Genomic DNA, 22,629 nt, shown 5'->3' with positions numbered 1-22,629 from the left:
CGACGACGGGCGGCGCCCCCTTCGGGGGGCACCGCCCGCGGTGTCACAGGGGTGACGGGACGTCCCGCTCACCCACGTCCGAGCACAGGGCTCAGTGGTGGCCGCCCTGGGCCTCCAGGCGCTTGTACGAGGCCTCGATCTCGGCCTCGGCCTCGGCGCGGCCCACCCAGTTGGCGCCCTCGACCGACTTGCCCGGCTCCAGGTCCTTGTAGACCTCGAAGAAGTGCTGGATCTCCAGGCGGTCGAACTCGGAGACGTGGTGGATGTCGCGCAGGTGCTCGACGCGCGGGTCGGAGGCCGGCACGCACAGCAGCTTGTCGTCGCCGCCCGCCTCGTCCGTCATGCGGAACATGCCGATCGCGCGGCACTTGATCAGGCAGCCCGGGAAGGTCGGCTCGTCGAGGATGACCAGCGCGTCCAGCGGGTCGCCGTCCTCGCCGAGGGTGTTCTCGACGAAGCCGTAGTCCGCCGGGTAGCTGGTGGAGGTGAACAGGCGACGGTCCAGACGGATCCGGCCGGTCTCGTGGTCCACCTCGTACTTGTTCCGCGAACCCTTGGGGATCTCGATGGTGACGTCGAACTCCACGTCCTGCTCCTCCATGATCAGCTTCATGCTTCGAGACTGCATTGATTCAGCGCGCCCGTCCGGCCCAGCCCAACCGGGTGGGTGCCATGCTCGCGGCAAGACGCAATGGTTAAGTGTCCCTCACGCATATGTGTGATCGCGAAAGGGGCTGGTCCGAGGTGCCTCCGGTCAAGACGTGGCAGCTCATCGCGGGGTCGGCCGTCGCCGGCCTCGCCCTGTCGGCCGTGACGGTGGCCGCCGCGGGTCCATGGGACTCCGGCCAGCGTAAGGCCGAGCGGGACAGGGCCGCCTCCTGGAGCCTCATGGGTGGCGCAGATCACGCGGCGGGCTCGCTCCCGCAGGCCGCCCCGAGCGCGCCCGGCGTGCTCGCCGGGATCGGCCCGGGCGTCGCCCGCAAGGCGGGAGCGCCCGACCCCGGCGCTCTGGCGGCCGCGCTGGAGCCCCTGCTGGCCGATCCCGTCCTCGGCACCGCCCGTACCGCCTCGGTCGTGGACGCGGCGACGGGCGAGGTGCTGTACGAGTCCGGGCCGCGCGACGCCATGACCCCCGCCTCCACCGTCAAGATCGCCACCGCTTCGGCCGCCCTGGCCGCCCTGGGGCCCGAGTACCGGATCCGCACCACGGTGGTCCCCGCAGCCGCACCCGGGCAGGTCGTCCTCGTCGGCGGCGGCGACCCCTCGCTCACCGCGATGAAGAAGAGCCCCGCCGGGTCCGGCGGCAGCCTCGTCGCGCTCGCCGCCGACACCGCCCAGGCGCTCAAGGCAGCCGGCACGGACTCGGTGACCCTGGGCTACGACGACTCCCTCTACAGCGGCCCGGTCCGCCACCCGATCGGCGAGAACGACAACCTCGCCCCCGTCACCGCCCTCATGGCCGACGAGGGCCGGCCCGGCGAATCGCCCTCGGGTCCCGTCGAGCGGAGCAAGGACCCCGCCCAGGACACCGCCCGCGCCTTCGCCGCCCTGTTGAAGGAACGCGGCATCAAGGTCACCGCCGACCCGGCGAGGGACAAGGCGCCCGCGGGCGCCCGGCCACTGGCCACCACCTTGTCCGCGCCGCTCGGCGGCCTCGTCGAGCGGATGCTGACCAACAGCGACAACGACATCGCCGAGGCCCTCGCCCGCCAGACGGCCATCGCCTCCGGCCAGCCCGCCAGCTTCGAGGGCGCCGAGAAGGCGGTGACCGCCAAGCTCGCCTCCCTCGGCGTCGACACCGCCGGCGCGCGCTTCGCCGACGGCAGCGGCCTCAACCGGGCCGACAAGGTCAGCAGCAGCCTGCTCACCGGCCTCCTCGTCCGCGCCGCCGACCCGCAGCGGCCGGAGCTGCGCCCGGTCCTGACCGGACTCCCGGTCGCCGGATTCACCGGCACCCTGCGCACCCGCAACACGGGCGGCTCCCAGGCCGCCGGCCTGGTCAGGGCCAAGACGGGGACCCTGAGCGGCGTGAACGCCCTCGCCGGGACCGTCGTGGCCCCCTCGGGGCGGCTGCTGGCCTTCGCGTTCCTGAGCGCGAACGGCCCCGACGGCCCGACCGCCGAGCGGGGCCTGGACAAGCTCGCGGCCGCGGTGGCGGCCACACCGTAGCCGGGGCGGCCCGCGGCCGGCCGCGGCCGGGGGGATCCCGCGGACGGGCCGGTCCACGTACGGTTGACGCATGACGAGCATCGGTGGTGCGGAGATGGTCGACTGGAACCTCGCGGTGGCGACCGCGACCCGGCTGGTCCGGCCCGGCCCGGAGGTCAGCAGGGACGAGGCCCGGGCCGTGGTGGCGGAGCTGCGCGGGCACGCCAGGACGTCGGAACGGCACGTGCGCGACTTCACCCGGATGATGGGCGCGCTGCCCGAGGGGACCACCGTCCACGACACGCCCGTCCTGGTCGTCGACCGGGCGGGCTGGGTGCGGGCCAACGTGGCCGGCTTCCGGGAGCTGCTGGCCCCGCTGCTCGGCAAGATGCGGGAGCGCCGCGGCAACTCCACCGGCGGCGCCGTCTTCGGCGCGGTCGGCGGCAAGGTCACGGGCGTCGAGCTGGGCATGCTGCTGAGCTTCCTGGCCTCCCGGGTGCTCGGCCAGTACGAGACCTTCGCGCCCGCGACGCTCGACCTGCCGGGCTCGGCCCTGAGCGGCGGACGGCTGCTGCTCGTCGCCCCGAACATCGTGCACGTCGAGCGGGAGCTGGAGGTGAACCCGCACGACTTCCGGCTGTGGGTGTGCCTGCACGAGGAGACCCACCGTACGCAGTTCACGGCCGTCCCGTGGCTGCGCGCCCACCTGGAGGGCGAGATCCAGACGTTCCTCGGAGCGACCGAGATGGACCCGATGACGGTGCTGGAGCGGCTCCGCGAGGCCGCCCAGTCCTTCGCCGGTGCCCGGCCCGACTCCGAGCGGGGTGACGAGGGCCGGTCGCTGGTCGACCTGGTGCAGACCCCCGAGCAGCGTGAGGTGCTGGCCCGGCTCACCGCCGTGATGTCGCTGCTGGAGGGCCACGCCGACTTCGTGATGGACGGGGTGGGCCCGGAAGTGGTGCCCTCGGTGGCCGAGATCAGGGAGAAGTTCCAGCAGCGCCGGGCCAGCGGGGCGGGCCACCTCGACGCCGCGCTGCGCAAGTTGCTGGGCCTCGACGCGAAGATGCGCCAGTACCGGGACGGCGAACGGTTCGTCCGCGCCGTCGTCGGCCAGGTCGGGATGGAGGGCTTCAACCGGGTCTGGACCTCCCCGAACACGCTGCCCACCAAGGCCGAGATCGCCAAGCCCGCGGACTGGGTGGCCCGCGTCCACCGCAAGGGGAGCGAGGGGCGCGACGGGAGCGAAGGGGCGTGAACACGCGCACGGCGCGGGGCGCATTGCCGCGTCGGGCAGGTGTGAACTTGTCTCGTTGGGGGAAGCAGCATCACCCTTCCGAGGGACCGTGGGCCGTGGAAGGGCGTGCGATGCTCAGGGAACGGCTCGGTTCTGTCACCATCGACGCACTCTGAGTGACATTCGGAGTGGCGGCCGGCATGAGGGGCGGTTCCCCGCGGGGGGCCGCCACCGATACCGGGCGGACCGAGGACACCCCTGCGCACCACCCCCACGCCTCCGAGGCATCCGAACTCCACGAAGGGCACCGGACATGGGTCCCCATCCTGCGGTCGCGGCGATACGCCTGGCGGTCCGCCGCGTACTCCACGACATCCTGACCGACCTGACAGACCCGGCGGACCGGGACGGCGCCGCGCCGCTCGTCCTCGTCGCCTGCTCGGGCGGCGCCGACTCCATGGCGCTCGCCTCCGCCCTCGCCTTCGAGGCCCCCAAGCTCGGCGTCCGGGCCGGCGGGGTCACCGTCGACCACGGCCTCCAGGCCGGCTCCGACCTGCGTGCCGCCGAGGTCGTCTCCCGCATGACCGCGCTCCGCCTGGACCCGGTGGAGTCCGTCGCCGTGCGCGTCGGCCGCGACGGCGGGCCCGAGGCCGCCGCCCGCGATGCCCGTTACGCCGCGCTGGACGAGGCCGCCGGCCGGCTCGGGGCGGTCGCCGTGCTGCTCGGCCACACGCGTGACGATCAAGCCGAAACCGTCCTGCTGGGCCTCGCCCGGGGCTCCGGCATCCGCTCGCTGTCCGGCATGGCGGAAGTGTCCGGCGGCACCGGCCGCAGCCACCGCTACCGGCGCCCGTTCCTCCACATCGACCGGCAGACCGCCCGCAAGGCCTGCATGGTCCAGTCCCTCCCCGTCTGGGACGACCCGCACAACGCCGACCCCGCCTACACCCGCTCCCGGCTGCGCCACGAGGGGCTGCCCGCCCTCGAGAAGGCGCTCGGCAAGGGCGTCGTCGAGGCGCTCGCCCGTACCGCCCAGCTCTCCCGCGACGATGCCGACGCCCTGGACGCCTGGGCCGCCGACGCGGAGACCCGCGTGCGCGACGAGGACGGCCGCCTGGAGTGCGCGAAGCTGTACGCCCTGCCCCCGGCCGTCCGCCGCCGCGTCCTGCGCCGGGCCGTGGTCGCCGCGGGGTCTCCCGCCGGCTCGCTCTTCGCCCGCCACATCGAGGAAGTCGACCGACTCATCACCGGATGGCGCGGTCAGGGCGCCATCAACCTGCCCGGCCGGGTCGAGGCCCAGCGGCAGGGTGGCAGACTTGTCATCCGGCAGGGCTGATTGGTGCTGAAACGCGGCTGAGTCCTCCGGGGGCACCCACCTCCGGAGTCCCGGCCGACGACGAAAGTGATGCGGGTGGACGTAAAGGACATGGGCGACGACCTCCAGTCGGTGCTCATCACCAAGGAAGAGATCGACGCGAAGCTGGCGGAGCTGGCTGCGAAGATCGACGCGGAGTACGCGGGCAAGGACCTGCTCATCGTCGGTGTGCTCAAGGGCGCCGTGATGGTGATGGCGGACCTGGCGCGCGCCTTGTCCACCCCGCTCACCATGGACTGGATGGCGGTGTCCTCCTACGGCGCCGGGACCCAGTCGTCCGGCGTCGTGCGGATCCTCAAGGACCTGGACACCGACATCAAGGGCAAGCACGTCCTGATCGTCGAGGACATCATCGACTCGGGCCTGACCCTGTCGTGGCTGCTGTCGAACCTGGGCTCGCGCGAGCCGGCCTCCCTGGAGGTCGTCACGCTGCTGCGCAAGCCCGACGCCGCGAAGGTCGCCATCGACGTCCGGTGGGTCGGCTTCGACATCCCGAACGAGTTCGTGGTCGGGTACGGCCTGGACTACGCGGAGAAGTACCGCAACCTGCCCTTCGTCGGCACGCTCGCCCCGCACGTCTACGGCGGCTGACCGGCCCACGGGCCGTGCGGTGAACCCCGTACCCCCGCCCCCGGGGAACCCATGGGAAACCTGTGGGCCCCGGGGAACCTGGCGGCGCTTCCCGCCGTTGGACCAGGGGAAGACGGGACTGTCAGCCGTCCCACGAGGCCGCGGGTGACAATTCAGGGGTACATTCCGAAGAACAGTCTTTACTCACAGCAGCATTTACCTACGGGCAGGAGGGACGGGGCGCCTAGCGCCCCGTATGGATGGACGTGAAGCGATACTTCCGTGGGCCGGTCATGTGGATCGTGCTGGCCGTCCTCGCCGTGGTCGTGTTGATGAACGTCGTCGGCTCCGGCGGCGGCTACAAGTCGGTGGAGACCAGCGAGGTCATCAAGGCGATCAACAGTGGCCAGGTGCAGAGCGCCAAGCTCACCACCGGTGACAGCCAGATGATCAAGATCGAGCTCAAGAAGGACCAGAAGCTCGGCAACAACGACGGCACCAAGTTCCAGGCCAACTACATCGGGGACCAGGGCGTCCAGCTCGCCCAGAACCTCCAGACCAAGTACGAAGCCGGTCAGATCACCGACGGGTACACCGTCTCGCCGGACAAGACCAGCCCGTTCCTGAGCGTGCTGTTCTCGCTGCTCCCGTTCGTCCTCATCGTCGTCGTCTTCTTGTTCCTGATGAACCAGATGCAGGGCGGCGGCTCCCGGGTGATGAACTTCGGGAAGTCCAAGGCCAAGCTCATCACCAAGGACACCCCGAAGACGACGTTCGCCGATGTCGCGGGCTCCGACGAGGCCGTCGAGGAACTCCACGAGATCAAGGAGTTCCTCCAGGAGCCGGCGAAGTTCCAGGCCGTCGGTGCCAAGATCCCCAAGGGCGTGCTGCTCTACGGCCCGCCCGGCACCGGCAAGACCCTGCTCGCGCGTGCCGTCGCGGGCGAGGCCGGTGTTCCCTTCTACTCGATCTCCGGTTCCGACTTCGTCGAGATGTTCGTCGGTGTCGGCGCCTCGCGCGTCCGCGACCTGTTCGAGCAGGCCAAGGCCAACGCGCCGGCGATCGTCTTCGTCGACGAGATCGACGCCGTCGGCCGGCACCGCGGTGCGGGTCTCGGCGGCGGTCACGACGAGCGCGAGCAGACCCTCAACCAGCTGCTGGTCGAGATGGACGGCTTCGACGTGAAGGGCGGCGTCATCCTGATCGCCGCCACGAACCGTCCCGACATCCTCGACCCGGCGCTGCTGCGCCCGGGCCGCTTCGACCGGCAGATCGCGGTCGACCGTCCGGACATGCAGGGCCGTCTGGAGATCCTCAAGGTCCACCAGAAGGGCAAGCCGGTCGCTCCGGACGTCGACCTCTCGGCCGTCGCCCGTCGCACCCCCGGCTTCACGGGTGCCGATCTCTCCAACGTTCTGAACGAGGCCGCGCTGCTCACGGCCCGCTCGAACAAGAAGCTGATCGACAACCACATGCTGGACGAGGCGATCGACCGCGTCGTGGCGGGCCCGCAGAAGCGGACCCGGATCATGTCGGACCGGGAAAAGAAGATCACCGCGTACCACGAGGGCGGTCACGCCCTGGTCGCGGCGGCCTCCCCGAACTCCGACCCGGTCCACAAGATCACCATCCTGTCCCGCGGCCGGGCCCTGGGTTACACCATGGTCCTGCCCGACGAGGACAAGTACTCGACCACGCGCAACGAGATGCTCGACCAGCTCGCGTACATGCTGGGCGGGCGCGCGGCCGAGGAACTGGTCTTCCACGACCCGACCACGGGCGCGGCGAACGACATCGAGAAGGCCACCGCCACCGCGCGGGCCATGGTCACCCAGTACGGGATGACCGAGCGGCTGGGCGCGATCAAGTTCGGCGGCGACAACACCGAGCCGTTCCTGGGCCGCGAGATGTCGCACCCGCGGGACTACTCGGAAGAGGTCGCGGCGCTGGTCGACGAAGAGGTCAAGAAGCTCATCGAGACCGCGCACAACGAGGCCTGGGAGATCCTGGTCGAGAACCGGGACGTCCTGGACAACCTCGTGCTGGCGCTGCTGGAGAAGGAGACGCTGGGCAAGGAGGAGATCGCGGAGATCTTCTCCACGATCGTGAAGCGCCCGGCCCGTCCGGCGTGGACCGGTTCCGCCCGCCGTACCCCCTCCACCCGTCCGCCGGTGCTCTCTCCCAAGGAGCTCCAGCTGACGAACTCGGCGAACGGCGCCTCGGCGGCGTCCCCCGCGGTGTCGGTGGAGAAGGCCCCCGAGGTCGCTCCGGAGGACCGCGCCGAGTAGTCGGTGCGGCCCGACGGGCCCCGGAATGCATGCCGCGCCCCCCAGGTTCTAGCCTTGGGGGGCGCGGCACTTTCACATGCCCGCGAGCGCTGTGCACACAGGAACGAGGAAGACATGACCGACCCAGTGACCCTGACCGGTGGCGAGGGCACGATCGGCGCGTTCGACGAGAAGCGCGCCGAGGCGGCCGTGCGCGAGCTCCTGATCGCGGTCGGTGAGGATCCCGACCGTGAGGGTCTGCTGGAGACGCCGGCCCGGGTGGCGCGCTCGTACAGGGAGATATTCGCCGGCCTGTGGCAGAAGCCGGAGGAGGTCCTGACGACGACCTTCGACCTCGGCCACGACGAGATGGTCCTGGTGAAGGACATCGAGGTGATGAGCTCCTGCGAGCACCACCTGGTGCCCTTCCACGGCGTGGCGCACGTCGGCTACATCCCGTCCACGGACGGCAAGATCACCGGCTTGTCGAAGCTCGCCCGCCTCGTGGACGTGTACGCCCGCCGTCCGCAGGTGCAGGAGCGGCTGACGACGCAGGTCGCGGACTCGCTCATGGAGATCCTGGAGCCGCGCGGCGTCATCGTGGTCATCGAGTGCGAGCACATGTGCATGACCATGCGCGGTGTCCGCAAGCCCGGCGCGAAGACCATCACCTCGGCGGTCCGCGGCCAGCTCCGCGACTCGGCCACCCGCAACGAGGCGATGAGCCTCATCATGGCCCGCTGACCCGGTGCACTGACCGCCGGCCGTGCCCGAACGCGCCCGGGAGCCGCTGAGCGCGGGGCCGGCCACGTCGCGCCCGAGCGGCCGGGTCCCGCGTACGGAGCGGGCCCCGGCGGGGCGTCAGGCGCGGGCCTGGGACTGTGGGGTGGTGTCGTCGTCCTCGGGGAGTTTCAGGACGTGCTCCAGGAACAGGGCCGCGGCGATGACCGCCGCGCCAGCCAGGACGGAGCCGCCCGCGTACCAGGCCTGGTCGCGGCGGACGGGGACGTCGAGGGAGTCGGTCAGCAAGAACACGCCGACGCCCCCGTACATGCCTGCCACCAGGGCCGCGACCAGGGCGCTGGCCTGCCCGAACACCACCGCTCGGGCCGCCATCAACGGCTCGACGCCCTTGGCTCCCGGCCGGCGCTCGCGCTGCGCCTTGAGCCGGCTGCGCATCGAGAGCCCCGTCGCGAAGAGGATCACCGCGATCACCGCGAGGACGATCGGCGCGGCCAGCGGGACGCCCGGCAGGGTGCCGTAGGTGTTCCACAGCCGGGCGCCCGCCCAGGACAGCACCCCGGCGACCACGAAGATGCCCGCCAGGACCGCCGGCCTCAGTTGCTTCACGTGCCCGTTCCCCGCTTTCTGAGCCGCTTTTCGTCAGCAGTGAACAGGCTAACGACTACTCGGGGAGGTGGAGTTCCAGGTCCGGGCGCGGCGCGACGCCGGTGAGGCCGATTCCGGCCAGCAGTGCGGAGACCGCTCCACGGCCCGGGAGCTGGGCCTCGGGGTCGATGTCGTGCCACGGCGCGAGCACGAAGGCCCGCTGGTGGGCCCGCGGGTGGGGGAGGGTCAGGACGGGGTCGTCCGAGACGACATCGGCGTACGCGACGATGTCGACGTCGATCGTGCGCGGCCCCCAGCGCTCCTCGCGGACGCGGTCGAAGGCCTCCTCGATGGCGTGCCCGCGCTCCAGCAGGGAGGAGGGGGGCAGCGTGGTCTTCACGGTGACGACCGCGTTCAGGTACGAGGGCTGGGAGCCGGGCGCGACGCCCCACGGCTCGGTTTCGTAGACGGGCGAGACGCCCTTGACCCGCAGGCCCGGGGTGTCGCCGAGGGCGTCGATGGCGCCCTGGAGGGTCTCCAGCCGGTTGCCGAGGTTCGCGCCGAGCGCGATGACGGCCCATTTCGGGTTGGACAGCGTCGTGTCCGCCGCGTCGACTGCTTCCACCACCGAGGCGGGAACGGGCTGGACGGTCGGGTCGCTCTGGGCGCTGAGTCCGTTGTTCATGCGCGGCTCCGGGTGATCGTGATGGTCACGTCGTCGAAGGGGACGGTGATCGGCGCGTCCGGCTTGTGGACGACGACCTCGACCTGCGCCACCGCTTCGTGCTTGAGGCACTGCTGGGCGATCCGCTCGGCGAGGGTCTCGATCAGGTCGACCGGCTCTCCCTGGACCACGTCGACGACTTCCTCGGCCACCACCCCGTAGTGCACGGTCTTGGCCAGGTCGTCGTCGGCCGCCGCGGGACGGGCGTCGATGTGCAGCACCAGGTCGACGATGAAGGTCTGGCCTTCTTCGCGTTCCCGGGGGAAGACGCCGTGGTGCCCGCGAGCCTTGAGGCCGCGCAGCGCGACACGATCCACGCGAATCACTCCTGTTTCGTAGGTGCTTCCGGCCCCGGGACTCCCCGGGGCCATGGTCCTGCGCCGAGTGCGGTCGGCGTCGTCCACCTTCGAATTTACCTGCGATAAACCTCCGGCCCCGCCCATGGGGTCAGTCGGTGTCCTCTTCGTCCTCATCTTCGGAGTCCGTAAGGACGGGGGATCCGTGGTGGGACCACAGGCGCCAGCCCTCGGATGTGCGTCGGAACACATTCGTGGCGACGACCAGCTGACCGACCAGCGGACCCAGCTCCCCGCCGTCCTCCGCGGGGCCGCCGCTGAGGATGTTCTCGGTGCAGGTGACCAGCGCGGTGTCGCCGAGCACGGCCACCTTGGTGTCGGTGAGGAAGAACTGGATGTACTCCGTGTGGGACATGATCAGGGCGTACGAGCGCAGCACCTCGCCGCGGCCGGAGAGCACCGGCCAGCCGGGGTGCACGCAGGAGATCTCGTCCTCCAGCCAGAGTGCCGACAGTGCGTCGAAGTCCCCCTGCTCCATGGCCTCGTAGAAGGCGGTGTTGATCTCTTCGACGGCCTCGATGTCGGTACGGCTCACCGTGCCCCTTCCCGGTCGGTCTGACGGATCACAGTGCCCCTTCCACGGCGCGGGCCACCCGAACCGCGTCGGCGCTCGCCCGTACCTCGTGGACCCGTACCGCCCAGGCGCCCTGGTGGGCGGCGATGGCGGACACGGCGGCCGTGGCGGCGTCCCGCTCGCGGGCGGGCGGCGGGGTGCCGCCCCCGGGCCCCGCGAGGACCCGTCCGAGGAAACGCTTCCGCGAGGCGGCGACCAGCAGCGGGAAGCCCAGCTCCCGCAGCTCGCGCAGGTGGGCGACGAGGGCCAGGTCGTGCTCGGCGTTCTTCGCGAAGCCCAGGCCGGGGTCGACCACGAGGCGCTCGGGCGCGATGCCGCCGGCGATGACTGCGTCGATGCGGTCCCGCAGCTCGGCGGTGACCTCGGCGAGGACGTCCCCGTAGACGGCGAGGCTGTTCATGCCGGCGCTGAAACCGCGCCAGTGCATGACCACGAACGGCACCTCCGCGGCGGCCACCGCCGGGATCATGCCGGGATCGGCGAGCCCGCCGCTGACGTCGTTGACCAGCCGCGCACCGGCGGCGACGGCCTGGGCCGCGACCTCCGCGCGCATGGTGTCGACGGAGACGACGATCCCCTCGGCGGCCAGGCCGCGCACGACGGGGACGACGCGGCGCAGCTCCTCCTCGGCGTCGACGCGGCTGGCGCCGGGCCGGGTGGACTCCCCGCCGACGTCGACCAGGTCGGCGCCCTGGGCGACGAGGTCGAGCCCGCGCTTGACGGCGGCGGTGGTGTCGAACCAGCGGCCGCCGTCGGAGAAGGAGTCGGGGGTGACGTTCACGACGCCCATGACCCCGCAGCGGTCCCACTCCGGCAGGCCCGTCACCCGGCCCCTGGCGGTGGCCCCGTGGTTGGTGTTCATAGCTCAAGGGTAGGGCCCGTGCCCCGGCCGTTCGGCGTACGGGGACGGGCCCTGGGGGCGCGCGAGCAGGACGTACCGGCTACGCGGCCTGCACCTCGCGCTCGCCGGGCTGGGCCGGTACCGCCGCACCGTCCGTGTGGGCGCAGGGGCGGACCTGCTTGGGCGGGCGGCGGCTCGCGAAGAGCCGGGGCAGGGCCAGCGTCACGAAGCCCTCGGCCTGCATCACGGCGAAGCCGATGCGGGGCAGGTCGCGGGTCTGCCGGTAGACCATGAAGCGGGGTTCCCAGCGCGGGCGGAACTTCTCGTTGAACTTGTACAGGGACTCGATCTGGAACCAGCGCGACAGGAAGACCAGCAGGCCGCGCCACATCCGCAGCACCGGTCCGGCGCCGATCTTCTCGCCGCGGGCCAGGGCCGCGCGGAACATCGCGAAGTTCAGGGAGACCTTCTCGATGCCGAGCTCCGGGCAGGCCCCGAGGGCGGCGACGATCAACAGTTCGTTCATGCCGGGGTCGGCCGCGCGGTCGCGGCGCATCAGCTCCAGGGACATGCCGTCCTTGCCCCAGGGGACGAAGTGCAGGATGGCCTTGAGGTCGCCGAAGGGGCTGGTGTCGCCCTCCTCCACGCGGTGCGCGGTGGCGATGAAGCAGTCCCCGTCGCCCGGGTCGCCGACCCGGCCCAGCGCCATGGAGAAGCCGCGCTCGGTGTCGGTGCCGCGCCAGGCCTCGGCGGCGCCGCGGACCTGCTCCAGCTCCTCCTCGGTCAGCTCGCTGACCCGGCGGACCTTGGTGGTGTAGCCGTTGCGTTCGATGCGCTTGACCATCTGGCGGACGTTGCGCATGGCGCGTCCGGCGAGGGAGAAGTCTTTGACGTCGACGATCGCCTCGTCACCGAGTTCCAGGGCGTCCAGGCCGGTCTCACGGGTCCAGACCTCGCCGCCGGTCTCGCTGCATCCCACGACGGCGGGGGTCCAGGAGTGGGCCTTGGCCTCCTCCATGAACCGCTCGATGGCGCCGGGCCAGGCCTCGACGTCGCCGACCGGGTCGCCGGAGGCGAGCATCACGCCGGAGACGACGCGGTAGGTGACGGCGGCCTTGCCGCTGGGGGAGAAGACGACGGCCTTGTCGCGGCGCAGCGCGAAGTGGCCGAGCGAGTCGCGGCCGCCGTGCTTGGCCAGCAGCTCGCGCAGCTTGGTCTCGTCGTCGGCGGTGAGCCGGGCGGCCGGGTGCTCGGGGCGGAAGGCCAGGTAGATGGTGGTGACCGCGGTCAGCATGCCGAGCGCGCCGAGGGAGTAGCCGACGGTCCAGGAGACGCGTCCGGCGTACTCGACCGGGCCCTCGAAGCCGAAGAGCCCGTAGACGACGTGCGTGATCTGCTCGTACAGGCTCGGGTTGCCGACGACCTTGTTCGGGTGGACGTTGACGATGACCAGGCCGAGGCTGATGGAGCCGGCGCTCATCAGGACGAAGTTGGCCAGCGCCTTCCAGCGGCTGCGCGGGTCCGGGAGCGCCTTGAACTCACTCTGGTGGCGCAGCAGCAGGGCCAGGAGCACCGCCGCGATGACCACGCCGATGACGGAGTGCCGGTATGTGAATTGCGCCACCGCGCCCGCGGGCAGCAGGACCACCGCGGCCCGCCAGGCACGCCGCTTGCGCCGCTTGAGGCCGTGGGCCAGCAGCAGGATCAGTACGCCCGCGCTGATGGACAGCGCGGCGGCGAACGGACCCAGGGAGCCGGGCAGCACCTCGGTGAACGAGTGGAACCGGCTGTGCCGGAATCGCGGGAAGACACCCGCCGCGATGTCCAGAAGGCCGACGATCATGACGGCCGTACCTACCAGGCCGGGCACCGACTCCGGCTGGGGTCCGCGGAAGATTCGGCGGACCGCCTTCGGAACCTGTCCCGACTTATCGCCATCTATCCTGCTAGACATCGCTTCCCGTTGCTCCGCGAGAGATCATATGGCCGAAGGCCGCGACAGCCTCCGGAGTGTGGTGCGTCCCCTAGGACGACATCGAGGGCGAGCGGGTTCACTCTTCCGTCGAGAAAAACTAGTCCTGCCACCAGAAAGTCGACTGACTGCTCATGGGTCTCACCAGTAATACGGTTCTGGTCCTGGCCATCATCCTCGGTGTGCTGCTCTTCGCGGCCACCGTGTGGTTCTGGCCGCGGCTCTCGGGCCGCACCTGGCGTGCGTTGCTCGGCCGGATCGGCCTCCTGCTCGTGACCCAGCTGGCGCTCTTCGCGGCGGTCGGCCTGGCGGCGAACAAGTCCTTCCTCTTCTACGGTTCTTGGGCCGACCTGTTCGGCCAGCAGACGTCCATGGGCAAGGTCGTCGACCACTCGATGAGCACCAAGGACATCAAGGTCGTCGACAAGCAGAGCCTGGACGTGCCCGGCGGCGCCAAGCCGCAGGTCGGCGGTCAGATCCTGAAGGTTGCCATAACCGGCCCCAAGTCGCAGATAACGAGCCCCGGGTACGTGTGGCTGCCGCCGGAGTACTTCCAGCCGCACTACAAGAACAAGAACTTTCCGGCCTCCATCGTGCTGACGGGCTACCCGGGCACGGCCGAGAACCTGATCAAAGGGCTGAACTACCCGATGACGGCCTTCAAGCAGGCCAAAGCGGGCAAGATGCAGCCGATGATCCTCGTGATGCTGCGCCCGACGATCGCGCCCCCGCGCGACACGGAGTGCGTGGACATCCCGGGCGGCCCGCAGACCGAGACCTTCTTCGCGCAGGACCTGCCGCAGGCGATCCAGAGCACCTTCCGGGTGGGCAAGAAGCCGCAGAACATGGGCTTCATCGGCAACTCCACGGGCGGCTACTGCGCCCTGAAGATCGCCGCGCACTACCCGCAGACCTTCGGCGCCGGTGTGGGCCTGTCCGCGTACTACCAGGCCGCCGACGACCCGACGACCGGTGACCTGTTCAAGGGCGACGACAGGCTCAAGAAGCGCGCCGACGTCCTGCACAGCATCGAGCACAAGAAGCCGGCCGGTACGTCCTTCCTCGTCACGACCAGCGAGAAGGGCGAGGACAACCTCGGCGACACCAAGAAGTTCATCAAGCTGGTCAAGGGCTCGGACCGGGTTTCCTCGATCATCCTCGACAGCGGCGGCCACAACTTCAACACCTGGCGCCGCGAGATCGCGCCGATGCTGGTGTGGCTGAGCGGCCGGATGCAGGCCTGACGTGGGCCGCCGGCGGGGTTCCGGCGGGGGGAGCGAGGAGGGTGACCGGCCCTGACGGCCGGTCACCCTCCTTTCGCGTTCACGCCTCCTGGAGCTGGGCCCGGCGCAGCGCCCGGTGCACGGCCCCGGGGGTCAGTACGCCGAGCAGCGCGCCGGAGTCCGGGTCCGTGACCCCGATCCGGCCGGAGTCCTCCTGGAGCAGCGCCGCGAGCGCCTCGCGCAGCGTGGCCCCCAGCGGCACGTCGGCGGCCGGGGCGGTGCCGTCGGCCGGAGACAGGTCGGCCGTGTCCACGGGGGTGACCGCGAGCCGCTTGAGGCCGCGGTCGGCGCCGACGAAGGAGGCCACGTACGCGGTGGCGGGCGCGGCCAGCACCACGGCCGGGCGGGCGAACTGCTCGATGGTGCCCGCTCCGTAGACGGCTATGCGGTCGCCGAGCCGGATCGCCTCCTCCAGGTCGTGCGTGACCAGCAGGATCGTCTTGCGCACGGTGCGCTGGAGCTCCAGGAACTCGTTCTGGAGGTGTTCGCGCACCACCGGGTCCACGGCGCCGAACGGCTCGTCCATCAGCAGAACCGGCGGATCGGCGGCGAGCGCGCGGGCCACGCCGACGCGCTGGCGCTGGCCGCCCGACAGCTGCTCCGGGTACCGGTCGCCGAACACCGACGGGTCCAGTCCGACGAGTTCGAGGAGCTCGGCGGCGCGGGCGCGGGCCTTGGCCTTGGGGGTGCCGATGAGCTGGGGCACGGTGGCCGTGTTCTCCAGCACCGTCTTGTGCGGGAACAGCCCGACCTGCTGGATGACGTAGCCGATGTGCCGCCGCAGTTCGACGGGGTCGGCGGCGGAGACGTCCTCGCCGTCCAGCAGGATCCGGCCGGAGGTCGGCTCGATGAGCCGGTTCACCATCTTCATGGTGGTCGTCTTGCCGCAGCCGGAGGGGCCGACCAGCGTGACCAGCTCACCCTCCGCCACCTCGAAGGACAGGTCCTCGACGGCCGTGGTCCCGTCGGGGTAGCGCTTGGTCACGTGCTCGAATCGGATCACCCCGCCATCTTTCCTCACTCCGGGGGCATGGTGTGTGAAGGGTGTGTTGCCCGCGTGCGAAGGATTCCGGCCATTGTCGGTGCCGGGGGTTATGGTCGGTTCCGGCCGCGTCCCCCGCGCGACGGGGCCTTGATCGAAAACGTATGCGTCCGGTGAGAGGGGGTGGGCAGGGTGGACAAGCGGAACTGCCTCGTGGACAACGACTGGTTCTGCTGGGAGTACGTCACCTCCCGCTCCCAGGAACTCACCGACGCCACCGTCCAGCACGTCTGGATCACCGCCGTCTCGGTGCTGATCGGTCTCGCCGTGTCGGTGCCGCTCGCGCTGCTGGCCCGCCGGGGCCGCCGCTGGGCCGCTCCCGTCCTCGGTCTGACCACCCTGCTCTACACGATCCCGTCCCTCGCGATGTTCTCGCTGCTGCTGCCGTTCTTCGGGCTCTCGGCGGCGCTGGTCGTCACCGGGCTGGTGCTGTACTCGCTGACGATCCTGGTCCGCAATGTGATGGCCGGCCTGGCGGCCGTGCCGGATGACGTACGGGAAGCGGCGCGCGGGATGGGGTACGGACCGGGCCGCCTGCTGTGGCAGGTGGAACTGCCGCTGGCACTGCCCGCGTTGCTGGCCGGGGTACGGATCGCCACCGTGTCGACCGTGGCCCTGACGACCGTCGGCTCCATCGTGGGCAAGGGCGGGCTGGGCAACCTCATCGCCCCCGCCGTGAACAGCTCCTTCAAGGCGCAGGTGCTCACCGCATCCGTGCTGTGCGTACTGCTCGCGCTGGTGGCGGACCTGCTGCTGCTCGGCTTGCAGCGGCTGCTCACGCCGTGGACCCGGGCGGGCCGCGCGCGCAAGGCGACGACCCCGGACGTTCCCGTGCCGGTCCCGGCCGAGGGGGTCTGAGTCATGGGCGTACTGGGCGGGACGTGGGACTGGCTGGCGGACGGCGCCAACTGGGCGGGGGAGAACGGCGTCTGGCACCGGCTCGGCGAGCACGTGTACGTCAGCGGGATCGCGCTGGCCATCGCCTGCGCGGTGGCCCTGCCACTCGGCCTGTGGCTCGGCCACCTCGGCAAGGGCGGCGCCCTCGCGGTGAACGTGTCCAATGCCGGGCGGGCCGTCCCGGTCTTCGCGGTGCTGGCCCTGTTCATGGTCTCGCCGCTGCGCAGCGCGGGCTATCTGCCGACCGTCATCGCGCTCGTGCTGTTCGCGGGCCCGCCGCTGCTGACCAACGCCTACGTGGGCGTGCGCGAGGTCGACCGCTCGGTGGTCGAGGCGGCCCGGGGCATGGGCATGTCCGGGGTCCAGCTGTTCCTGCGGGTGGAACTGCCGCTCGCCCGGGCGCTGGTGATGACGGGCCTGCGCTCGGGCGCCGTCCAGGTCATCGCCACCGCCACGATCGCGGCGATGGTCGGCCAGGGCGGCCTGGGCCGGATCATCACCGCCGGTTTCAACACGTACAACACCCCGCAGGTGGTGGCGGGCGCCGTACTCGTGGCCCTGCTGGCCCTGCTGGTGGAGGGGGCGCTGGTGGCGGCGGACAGGCTGCTGCCGCGCCACCCGTCGGCGGCCCGCTGACCGCCCCGCTCGACCCTGATCTCTCCCGTCGGCCCCACTCCTTTGGAGGAGCACCACATGAGCAAGTCCCTGCACGTCCTCGGCGCGGCGCTGGGTGTGGCCGCCCTGGCCGCATCGCTCACCGCGTGCGGCGGCGACAGCCTGGAAAAGACGAAGGACGGCGGCTCGTCCTCGGCCTCGGACGGCGGCGCCAAGGGCAAGCTGGTGATCGGCGCGGCCGGCTTCACCGAGTCCAACGTACTGGCGGAGCTGTACGCGCAGGTCCTGCGGGACGCGGGCTACTCGACCTCCGTCACCACGGTCAACAACCGCGAGCTGTACGAGCCGTCGCTGGAGAAGGGCGAGATAGACGTCGTCCCCGAGTACGCGGCGACCCTGGCGGAGTTCCTGAACGCCAAGGTCAACGGCAAGGACGCGCCGAAGGACAAGCCGGTCGCCTCGAGCGATGCGACGGCGACGGTGGCGGCGCTGGAGAAGCTCGCGACGCCGCTCGGGCTGAAGGTCCTGCCGGCGGGTTCGGCGGTCGACCAGAACGCTTTCGCGGTGACGAAGGAATTCGCCGCGAAGAACAACCTCAAGAGCCTTTCCGATCTCGGTAAGTCGGGGCTCAAGGTGAAGATCGCCGCCGGCGACGAATGCGCCGTGCGCCCCTTCTGCCAGCCGGGGCTGGAGAAGACATACGGAATTTCGGTCTCCGGTGTCGACCCGAAGGGTGTCGGGACCCCCCAGGCCAAGCAGGCCGTCAAGGACGGCGTGGACCAGCTCGTGCTCACCACGACCACCGACGCCACGCTCGACAGCTACGGCCTGGTCCTGCTGGAGGACGACAAGAAGCTGCAGAACGCCGACAACGTCCTGCCGGTCGTCAACGCCAAGGACGCCGGCTCCGCGGAGGTCGCGGCCGCGCTCGACCGGCTCACCAAGACGCTGACGACGGCCGACCTCGTCGACCTCAACCGGAAGGTGGACGCGGAGCGCGCGAAGGCCTCCGATGTCGCCGGGGCGTACCTCGAATCCAAGGGTCTGCTCAAGAAGTAGCCGCGTACGAAGATCAGTTACGCGGTTGGTGCGGAAATGGCGGGTAACCGCCCGGTAAGAGATTGCCGGGCGGCTACCCCACACCACGCCTACGCCCTGTAAATTTCAGGCCATGCCCCGTGGACGCCACCGCAATCCAGAACCTCTGCACCGTCTGCTCACGCCGACGGCCCTCGCCGGTGTTTCCGTGGCCGGTGCCGGCGCGGCCTGGCTGCTCGCGGAACCGGTGGCGCTGCGCCTGCTCGTGGCCCTCACCGCGGCCGCGGGCGTGGCGGGCGCCGTCGTCATGCGCTCCTGGGACCGCTCGGCCGGGCGCCGGGTGGCGGAGCTCGCCCGGGAACGGGTCAAGGACGAGTGGAAGACGGAAGAGCGGATAGCAGAGCTCGAATCCGACCTGGACGAAGCCCGCGTGCTGCGCGCCAAGCTCGACGCGAAGCTGCGGGCCAAGCGCGTCGAACTGGCGGGCCTGCGCGGTGAACACGCCTCGCTGCTGCGCCGGTACGCGACCGCCGAAACGGAGCGCGCCAGCGCCCTGGAGCGGCGCAGGCTGCTCGCCATCGAGGCTGCTTCGGGGCCGGGCGCGCCCAAGGAACTCCCGGTGGTGTCGCAGGAGCGCACCGGCAGCGGGGCGCCCACGGCGGTCGGGTACGCCCGCGCGAACGCGGCGATGGCCGCGCTGGTGCGCAAGGCGGAGCAGCGGGCCGCGGCGTCGGGGGCTTCGGGGGCCGCGGTGACCGCTGCTCCGGGCGACGGGTCCGGCGCGCACGGCCGTGCGACGGGCGGTGGGGCGGACCGTGAGACGGGCGCCGAGGCGGGTGCTGAGACGGGCGCCGATGCGGGCGCCGGTGCGGGCGCCGGGACCGCGCAGCTTCCGGCCCGGCGGCTCGCGGCGACGGTGGCCCCGTATGCGGCACCCCGGCGTTCCGCTTCGCGCGTCGAGGGCGGCTTCGACTTCTTCGGCACCAAGAACGCCGCCCAGGCCCGCGCCGTGATCGAGTCCGTGCAGAACGAGGACCTGGCGGACGTCGTCGGCGCGGAGGCGCTCGCGGTGCACAAGGCGGAGTCGGCCGGACAGGGCGACCCCGAACCGGAGTTCAAGGCGGCGACCGCCGAACAGCGCGCGGTGGGCCAGGTCATCGACCTGACGGCCCACGACGAGACCGAGCCGGTCGACGTGGCCCGGCTGCGCACCGCGATCTCCTAGGCACCTTCGCAGGGGGAGCGCGGTCAGAACAGCGGCAGCTGGCCCGGGTGCGGCCCCAGGGTGAAGCCGTCCAGGGTGGGGGCCGAGGCGCCGAGGACCACGCGGGCGCGGGAGCCGGGGCAGGACACCAGGCCGCCGCGCTCCCGGCCGCCGGGCGGGTCGTGGCGGGCGATCCTTCCGGCCGTCACGGCGCAGTCGCGGCCGCAGGCGGGGCAGGCCCGTCGGGGGGAGTGGGACATGCCCCCAGTCTGCACCCCGCCACCGACAGCCGTACCGCCACGGGCAGCCGTACTGCCACCGGCCGGCCCTGCCCGTCGCCGGAGCCGGGCTCAGGCCGGCCGGGCCGCCGCCCAGGCCTCGTGGGCGCGCAGCACCCGCGACCACAGGGCCGTGCGGTCCGCCGGGGTCAGGTCGCCCAGGTCCCGCCCGAAGACGGTGGCGACGGCTTCGTAGAACTCCCCCGAGTCCGACAACTCCCGCTTGCTCGTGCCCCCGAGCGGGTCGATGCGGCTCAGGACCCGCCCCTGGAGCGCGTCGATGCCCCCGGCGTCACGCCGGTACAGGACGAGCGTGCGCACGAAGGGGGAGTCCTCGTCGGCCGAGAGCCAGGCGTGCATGGGGGCGAAGTCGGCCATCACGGCCGGCGCGGAGCGGAAGTTCATCCGGGGCGCCGGGCGGGCGGAGTTGTGCAGGCTCCACCCCCCGGCCCCGCTCCCGCCCTCCCCCTCCGCAACCCGCGGCTCCAGCCGCTCCAGCCGCTCCAGCCGCTCCAGTGCGTAGGGGAAACCGCCCTGCTCGTACGTGCCTTCGCGCAGCGGCAGCGGCTCGTGCGGGCCGTCGCCGAGCCCGACGTCCACGAGGTATTCCGCCCCCTCGACGCGCACGGTCAGCGTGAGGTGGTCACCGCTGATCTCCTGCGAGGCGGGGTCCTTGGCGACGCCGCCGTAGTGGCGCGTCACGTCGTAGCCCAGGGTTTCGAGGAGCGCCGAGAACGCGCCGTTGAGGTGGAAGCAGTAGCCGCCCGTCCCCGCGGCCAGGCGGCGTACCGACAGCTCCGGGTCGATGCCGGGCGGCCGGCCGAGCTGGATCCCGAGGTTCTCGAACGGCACGCGCTCCACGTGGGCCCGGTGCAGGGCGAACAGGCCCTCGGTGGAGGGGGTGCCCGGGTCGGCGACGCGCAGCCGCCGCAGGTAGTCGGCGTACATCGCGGAGGTCCCAGAGGTCATGCGGGCACCCTAGGCCGGGCCCCGGGCTGCTCCGCCCGGTTTTCGTGCCGCATGTCAGGTCCCGGGTACGTCAGGTCGCCGGGTACGTCAGGCCGCCCGCGCGTCAGACCGTCCGCGGGTCAGGTCGCCCCCGTGTCTGCGCCCGCTCGACCGAGCGCTACTTGTCGATGTCGCCGACCACGAAGAACAGCGAGCCGAGGATCGCCACCATGTCCGCGACCAGCTGTCCCGGCAGCAGCACCGCGAGCGCCTGGATGTTGTTGAAGGACGCCGACCGCAGTTTCAGCCGGTAGGGCGTCTTCTCGCCCTTCGAGACGAGGTAGTAGCCGTTGATGCCGAGCGGGTTCTCGGTCCACGCGTACGTGCTCCCCTCGGGCGCCTTGAGGACCTTCGGCAGGCGCTGGTTGACCGGCCCCGGCGGCAGCTCCGCCATCCGGTCCAGGCAGGCCTCGGCGAGGTCGAGGGCGTTGTGCGTCTGGTCGAGCAGCACCTCGAAGCGGGCCAGGCAGTCGCCCTCGGTGCGGGTGACCACCTCGAGGACGTCCTGGAGCTCGCCGTAGGCCAGGTACGGCTCGTCGCGGCGCAGGTCGAAGTCGACGCCGGAGGCGCGGGCGATCGGGCCGGAGACCCCGTACGCGTGCACGGCCTCCGCCGACAGCACGCCGACCCCGCGCGTGCGGCCGCGGAAGATCTCGTTGCCGTGGACCAGCTTGTCGTAGACGTCCATGCGGGTGCGGACGTCGGCGATCGCGGCGCGGGCCCGGCCGAGCCAGCCGGCCGGAAGGTCCTCCTTGAGGCCGCCGACCCGGTTGAACATGTAGTGCATCCGGCCGCCGGAGATCTCCTCCATGACGGCCTGGAGCTCCTCGCGCTCGCGGAACGCGTGGAAGATCGGGGTGATCCCGCCGAGTTCGAGCGGGTACGACCCGAGGAACATCAGGTGGTTCAGTACCCGGTTCAGCTCGGCGAGCAGGGTCCGCATCCACACGGCCCGCTCCGGGACCTCCATGCCCAGCATCCGCTCGACGGCCATGACCACGCCGAGTTCGTTCGAGAACGCGGACAGCCAGTCGTGCCGGTTGGCCAGCATCACGATCTGCCGGTAGTCGCGGGCCTCGAAGAGCTTCTCGGCGCCGCGGTGCATGTACCCGACCACCGGTTCGGCACTGACGATGCGCTCGCCGTCCAGGACGAGGCGCAGGCGCAGGACGCCGTGCGTGGAAGGGTGCTGCGGTCCGATGTTGAGCACCATGTCGGTGCTTTCCGCCGCTCCGCCGATGCCGACCGTGGTCTCCGTCATGGCCGCATTGTCTCAGCCTCCGGGGGTGTCCCACCGGTCAGGCCCGGCCCGGTCCGAACGGTGGGACACCCCCCTACCCTGTGCCCATGGAAACAGGGACGAGCGGCGGGACGAGCCGCCCCGACTGGGTGGGGCTGCCGGACGGCCTGCTCAGGCTGCGCCGGCTCCTGCTGGGGTTCTGGGCGGTGCTCCTCGCGGCGGCGACGGGGGTCGTCCTGGGCCTGGCGGCCGGCCCGGCGTGGGCGGCCTGCGGGGCGCTGTGGCTGGTGGCGGCGGCCTGGGCCTGGGTGCTGCTCGGGCGGAACTGGCGGTCCTGGCGGTACGCGGAGCGCGCCGACGACCTGCTGATCAGCCGGGGGGTGCTGTGGCAGGCCCAGACGGTGGTGCCGTACGGCCGGATGCAGCTGGTGGAGGTGACCTCCGGCCCGCTGGAGCGGCGGTTCGGGCTGGCTTCCGTGCAGCTGCACACGGCGGCCGCGGCGACCGACGCCAAGATCCCCGGGCTGGTGCCGGGCGAGGCCGAGCGGCTGCGCGACCGGCTGACGGAGCTGGGCGAAGCCAGATCGGCGGGCCTGTGAGCCGGGCGGGCGGTGAGGCCGGGGGTACGGCGGAG

23 protein-coding genes are annotated in these 22,629 nt (G+C 71.6%); 12 read left to right on the top strand and 11 right to left on the bottom strand.

Translation table 11 applies throughout. The features are described 5' to 3' along the window. Positions 1-91: 91 nt before the first annotated feature. Positions 92-586: an inorganic diphosphatase gene (locus tag OHA81_RS14755; RefSeq protein ID WP_030031597.1), complete on the bottom strand. Its 495-nt coding sequence runs from the start codon at positions 584-586 to the stop codon at positions 92-94. A gap of 128 nt (positions 587-714) precedes the next feature. Between OHA81_RS14755 and dacB the strand changes: the two genes are divergently transcribed. The 6 genes from dacB (at position 715) to folE (ending at position 8,338) form a co-directional block, all read left to right on the top strand. Continuing rightward, a complete protein-coding gene (gene dacB / locus OHA81_RS14750; protein WP_329196210.1) occupies positions 715-2,169 on the top strand; it encodes a D-alanyl-D-alanine carboxypeptidase/D-alanyl-D-alanine endopeptidase in 1,455 nt (484 codons plus the stop codon). A 70-nt stretch (positions 2,170-2,239) separates the two neighbouring features. Beyond that, positions 2,240-3,403: a zinc-dependent metalloprotease gene (locus OHA81_RS14745; RefSeq protein WP_329196208.1), complete on the top strand. Its 1,164-nt coding sequence runs from the start codon at positions 2,240-2,242 to the stop codon at positions 3,401-3,403. A gap of 292 nt (positions 3,404-3,695) precedes the next feature. Further along, positions 3,696-4,718, top strand: a complete 1,023-nt coding sequence (gene tilS / locus OHA81_RS14740; RefSeq protein ID WP_329196206.1) for a tRNA lysidine(34) synthetase TilS — start codon at positions 3,696-3,698, stop codon at positions 4,716-4,718. 69 nt (positions 4,719-4,787) lie between these two features. Then, on the top strand, positions 4,788-5,348 hold the full coding sequence (gene hpt, locus OHA81_RS14735) for a hypoxanthine phosphoribosyltransferase (protein WP_329196204.1): 561 nt from the start codon (positions 4,788-4,790) through the stop codon (positions 5,346-5,348). Between the two features lie 239 nt (positions 5,349-5,587). Continuing rightward, a complete protein-coding gene (ftsH, locus tag OHA81_RS14730; protein ID WP_329196202.1) occupies positions 5,588-7,615 on the top strand; it encodes an ATP-dependent zinc metalloprotease FtsH in 2,028 nt (675 codons plus the stop codon). A gap of 114 nt (positions 7,616-7,729) precedes the next feature. Further along, on the top strand, positions 7,730-8,338 hold the full coding sequence (gene folE, locus OHA81_RS14725) for a GTP cyclohydrolase I FolE (protein ID WP_329196201.1): 609 nt from the start codon (positions 7,730-7,732) through the stop codon (positions 8,336-8,338). 117 nt (positions 8,339-8,455) lie between these two features. On the opposite strand, the gene OHA81_RS14720 is transcribed toward folE, so the two are convergent. The 6 genes from OHA81_RS14720 to OHA81_RS14695 form a co-directional block, all read right to left on the bottom strand. Beyond that, positions 8,456-8,944 carry a DUF3180 domain-containing protein gene (locus OHA81_RS14720; RefSeq protein WP_329196200.1) on the bottom strand — a complete coding sequence of 163 codons (489 nt, stop codon included), beginning with the start codon at positions 8,942-8,944 and terminating at the stop codon, positions 8,456-8,458. Between the two features lie 55 nt (positions 8,945-8,999). Beyond that, the gene (folK, locus tag OHA81_RS14715; RefSeq protein WP_329196198.1) at positions 9,000-9,608 is read right to left on the bottom strand and encodes a 2-amino-4-hydroxy-6-hydroxymethyldihydropteridine diphosphokinase; all 609 of its coding nucleotides are present in this window, start codon (positions 9,606-9,608) and stop codon (positions 9,000-9,002) included. Next, positions 9,605-9,964, bottom strand: coding sequence for a dihydroneopterin aldolase (folB, locus tag OHA81_RS14710; RefSeq protein ID WP_136216387.1), 360 nt, complete (start codon positions 9,962-9,964; stop codon positions 9,605-9,607). Before folB ends, folK begins: the two co-directional genes overlap by 4 nt. A gap of 130 nt (positions 9,965-10,094) precedes the next feature. Next, entirely contained in the window at positions 10,095-10,481 is a 387-nt protein-coding gene (locus OHA81_RS14705) for a nuclear transport factor 2 family protein (RefSeq protein ID WP_229873896.1), read from the bottom strand. Between the two features lie 85 nt (positions 10,482-10,566). Beyond that, positions 10,567-11,439 carry a dihydropteroate synthase gene (folP, locus tag OHA81_RS14700; protein WP_329196195.1) on the bottom strand — a complete coding sequence of 291 codons (873 nt, stop codon included), beginning with the start codon at positions 11,437-11,439 and terminating at the stop codon, positions 10,567-10,569. A 79-nt stretch (positions 11,440-11,518) separates the two neighbouring features. Further along, the gene (locus OHA81_RS14695; RefSeq protein WP_329196194.1) at positions 11,519-13,372 is read right to left on the bottom strand and encodes a phosphatidylglycerol lysyltransferase domain-containing protein; all 1,854 of its coding nucleotides are present in this window, start codon (positions 13,370-13,372) and stop codon (positions 11,519-11,521) included. Positions 13,373-13,524: 152 nt separating this feature from the next. Here OHA81_RS14695 and OHA81_RS14690 point away from each other — a divergent pair, with 152 nt between their 5' ends. Beyond that, on the top strand, positions 13,525-14,634 hold the full coding sequence (locus OHA81_RS14690; RefSeq protein ID WP_329196193.1) for an alpha/beta hydrolase: 1,110 nt from the start codon (positions 13,525-13,527) through the stop codon (positions 14,632-14,634). A gap of 79 nt (positions 14,635-14,713) precedes the next feature. Here OHA81_RS14690 and OHA81_RS14685 read toward each other — a convergent pair whose 3' ends face one another. After that, complete coding sequence (locus OHA81_RS14685; protein WP_329196191.1) at positions 14,714-15,676, bottom strand: ABC transporter ATP-binding protein; 963 nt, start codon at positions 15,674-15,676, stop codon at positions 14,714-14,716. Between the two features lie 171 nt (positions 15,677-15,847). On the opposite strand from OHA81_RS14685, the gene OHA81_RS14680 reads away from it, so the two are divergent. The 4 genes from OHA81_RS14680 to OHA81_RS14665 all read left to right on the top strand — a co-directional run bounded on the left by OHA81_RS14680 (position 15,848) and on the right by OHA81_RS14665 (position 19,490). Next, positions 15,848-16,573 (top strand): ABC transporter permease, encoded by a 726-nt coding sequence (locus OHA81_RS14680; protein ID WP_329196188.1) that lies wholly within the window; start codon positions 15,848-15,850, stop codon positions 16,571-16,573. A 3-nt stretch (positions 16,574-16,576) separates the two neighbouring features. Then, the gene (locus OHA81_RS14675) at positions 16,577-17,248 is read left to right on the top strand and encodes an ABC transporter permease (protein ID WP_329196185.1); all 672 of its coding nucleotides are present in this window, start codon (positions 16,577-16,579) and stop codon (positions 17,246-17,248) included. A gap of 57 nt (positions 17,249-17,305) precedes the next feature. Continuing rightward, on the top strand, positions 17,306-18,286 hold the full coding sequence (locus OHA81_RS14670; RefSeq protein ID WP_329196184.1) for an ABC transporter substrate-binding protein: 981 nt from the start codon (positions 17,306-17,308) through the stop codon (positions 18,284-18,286). A gap of 112 nt (positions 18,287-18,398) precedes the next feature. After that, complete coding sequence (locus OHA81_RS14665; protein ID WP_329196182.1) at positions 18,399-19,490, top strand: hypothetical protein; 1,092 nt, start codon at positions 18,399-18,401, stop codon at positions 19,488-19,490. Between the two features lie 23 nt (positions 19,491-19,513). Here OHA81_RS14665 and OHA81_RS14660 read toward each other — a convergent pair whose 3' ends face one another. The 3 genes from OHA81_RS14660 to OHA81_RS14650 all read right to left on the bottom strand — a co-directional run bounded on the left by OHA81_RS14660 (position 19,514) and on the right by OHA81_RS14650 (position 22,016). Continuing rightward, positions 19,514-19,729 carry a hypothetical protein gene (locus OHA81_RS14660; protein WP_190185956.1) on the bottom strand — a complete coding sequence of 72 codons (216 nt, stop codon included), beginning with the start codon at positions 19,727-19,729 and terminating at the stop codon, positions 19,514-19,516. Positions 19,730-19,819: 90 nt separating this feature from the next. Continuing rightward, entirely contained in the window at positions 19,820-20,716 is an 897-nt protein-coding gene (locus OHA81_RS14655; RefSeq protein WP_329196178.1) for an arylamine N-acetyltransferase family protein, read from the bottom strand. Positions 20,717-20,873: 157 nt separating this feature from the next. Beyond that, positions 20,874-22,016, bottom strand: coding sequence for an NADH-quinone oxidoreductase subunit D (locus OHA81_RS14650; RefSeq protein WP_329196177.1), 1,143 nt, complete (start codon positions 22,014-22,016; stop codon positions 20,874-20,876). A gap of 86 nt (positions 22,017-22,102) precedes the next feature. Here OHA81_RS14650 and OHA81_RS14645 point away from each other — a divergent pair, with 86 nt between their 5' ends. Beyond that, positions 22,103-22,594, top strand: a complete 492-nt coding sequence (locus OHA81_RS14645) for a PH domain-containing protein (protein WP_329196175.1) — start codon at positions 22,103-22,105, stop codon at positions 22,592-22,594. Positions 22,595-22,629 lie beyond the last annotated feature (35 nt).

It is taken from the genome of Streptomyces sp. NBC_00667, from assembly GCF_036226825.1.
GTDB lineage: Bacteria > Actinomycetota > Actinomycetes > Streptomycetales > Streptomycetaceae > Streptomyces.
This window is presented reverse-complemented; position numbering and strand designations above follow the sequence as displayed.

Excerpts from the sequence above, each read along its gene's own strand:
- folK (WP_329196198.1), bottom strand. The coding sequence starts at position 9,608 with ATGAACAACGGACTCAGCGCCCAGAGCGACCCGACCGTCCAGCCCGTT.
- folP (WP_329196195.1), bottom strand. The coding sequence starts at position 11,439 with ATGAACACCAACCACGGGGCCACCGCCAGGGGCCGGGTGACGGGCCTG.
- OHA81_RS14660 (WP_190185956.1), bottom strand. The coding sequence starts at position 19,729 with ATGTCCCACTCCCCCCGACGGGCCTGCCCCGCCTGCGGCCGCGACTGC.
- OHA81_RS14650 (WP_329196177.1), bottom strand. The coding sequence starts at position 22,016 with ATGACGGAGACCACGGTCGGCATCGGCGGAGCGGCGGAAAGCACCGAC.
- OHA81_RS14675 (WP_329196185.1), top strand. The coding sequence starts at position 16,577 with ATGGGCGTACTGGGCGGGACGTGGGACTGGCTGGCGGACGGCGCCAAC.
- OHA81_RS14670 (WP_329196184.1), top strand. The coding sequence starts at position 17,306 with ATGAGCAAGTCCCTGCACGTCCTCGGCGCGGCGCTGGGTGTGGCCGCC.
- folE (WP_329196201.1), top strand. The coding sequence starts at position 7,730 with ATGACCGACCCAGTGACCCTGACCGGTGGCGAGGGCACGATCGGCGCG.
- OHA81_RS14665 (WP_329196182.1), top strand. The coding sequence starts at position 18,399 with ATGCCCCGTGGACGCCACCGCAATCCAGAACCTCTGCACCGTCTGCTC.
- OHA81_RS14745 (WP_329196208.1), top strand. The coding sequence starts at position 2,240 with ATGACGAGCATCGGTGGTGCGGAGATGGTCGACTGGAACCTCGCGGTG.
- OHA81_RS14695 (WP_329196194.1), bottom strand. The coding sequence starts at position 13,372 with ATGTCTAGCAGGATAGATGGCGATAAGTCGGGACAGGTTCCGAAGGCG.
- ftsH (WP_329196202.1), top strand. The coding sequence starts at position 5,588 with ATGGACGTGAAGCGATACTTCCGTGGGCCGGTCATGTGGATCGTGCTG.
- dacB (WP_329196210.1), top strand. The coding sequence starts at position 715 with ATGTGTGATCGCGAAAGGGGCTGGTCCGAGGTGCCTCCGGTCAAGACG.
- OHA81_RS14690 (WP_329196193.1), top strand. The coding sequence starts at position 13,525 with ATGGGTCTCACCAGTAATACGGTTCTGGTCCTGGCCATCATCCTCGGT.
- OHA81_RS14705 (WP_229873896.1), bottom strand. The coding sequence starts at position 10,481 with ATGGAGCAGGGGGACTTCGACGCACTGTCGGCACTCTGGCTGGAGGAC.
- hpt (WP_329196204.1), top strand. The coding sequence starts at position 4,788 with ATGCGGGTGGACGTAAAGGACATGGGCGACGACCTCCAGTCGGTGCTC.
- tilS (WP_329196206.1), top strand. The coding sequence starts at position 3,696 with ATGGGTCCCCATCCTGCGGTCGCGGCGATACGCCTGGCGGTCCGCCGC.
- OHA81_RS14655 (WP_329196178.1), bottom strand. The coding sequence starts at position 20,716 with ATGACCTCTGGGACCTCCGCGATGTACGCCGACTACCTGCGGCGGCTG.
- OHA81_RS14645 (WP_329196175.1), top strand. The coding sequence starts at position 22,103 with ATGGAAACAGGGACGAGCGGCGGGACGAGCCGCCCCGACTGGGTGGGG.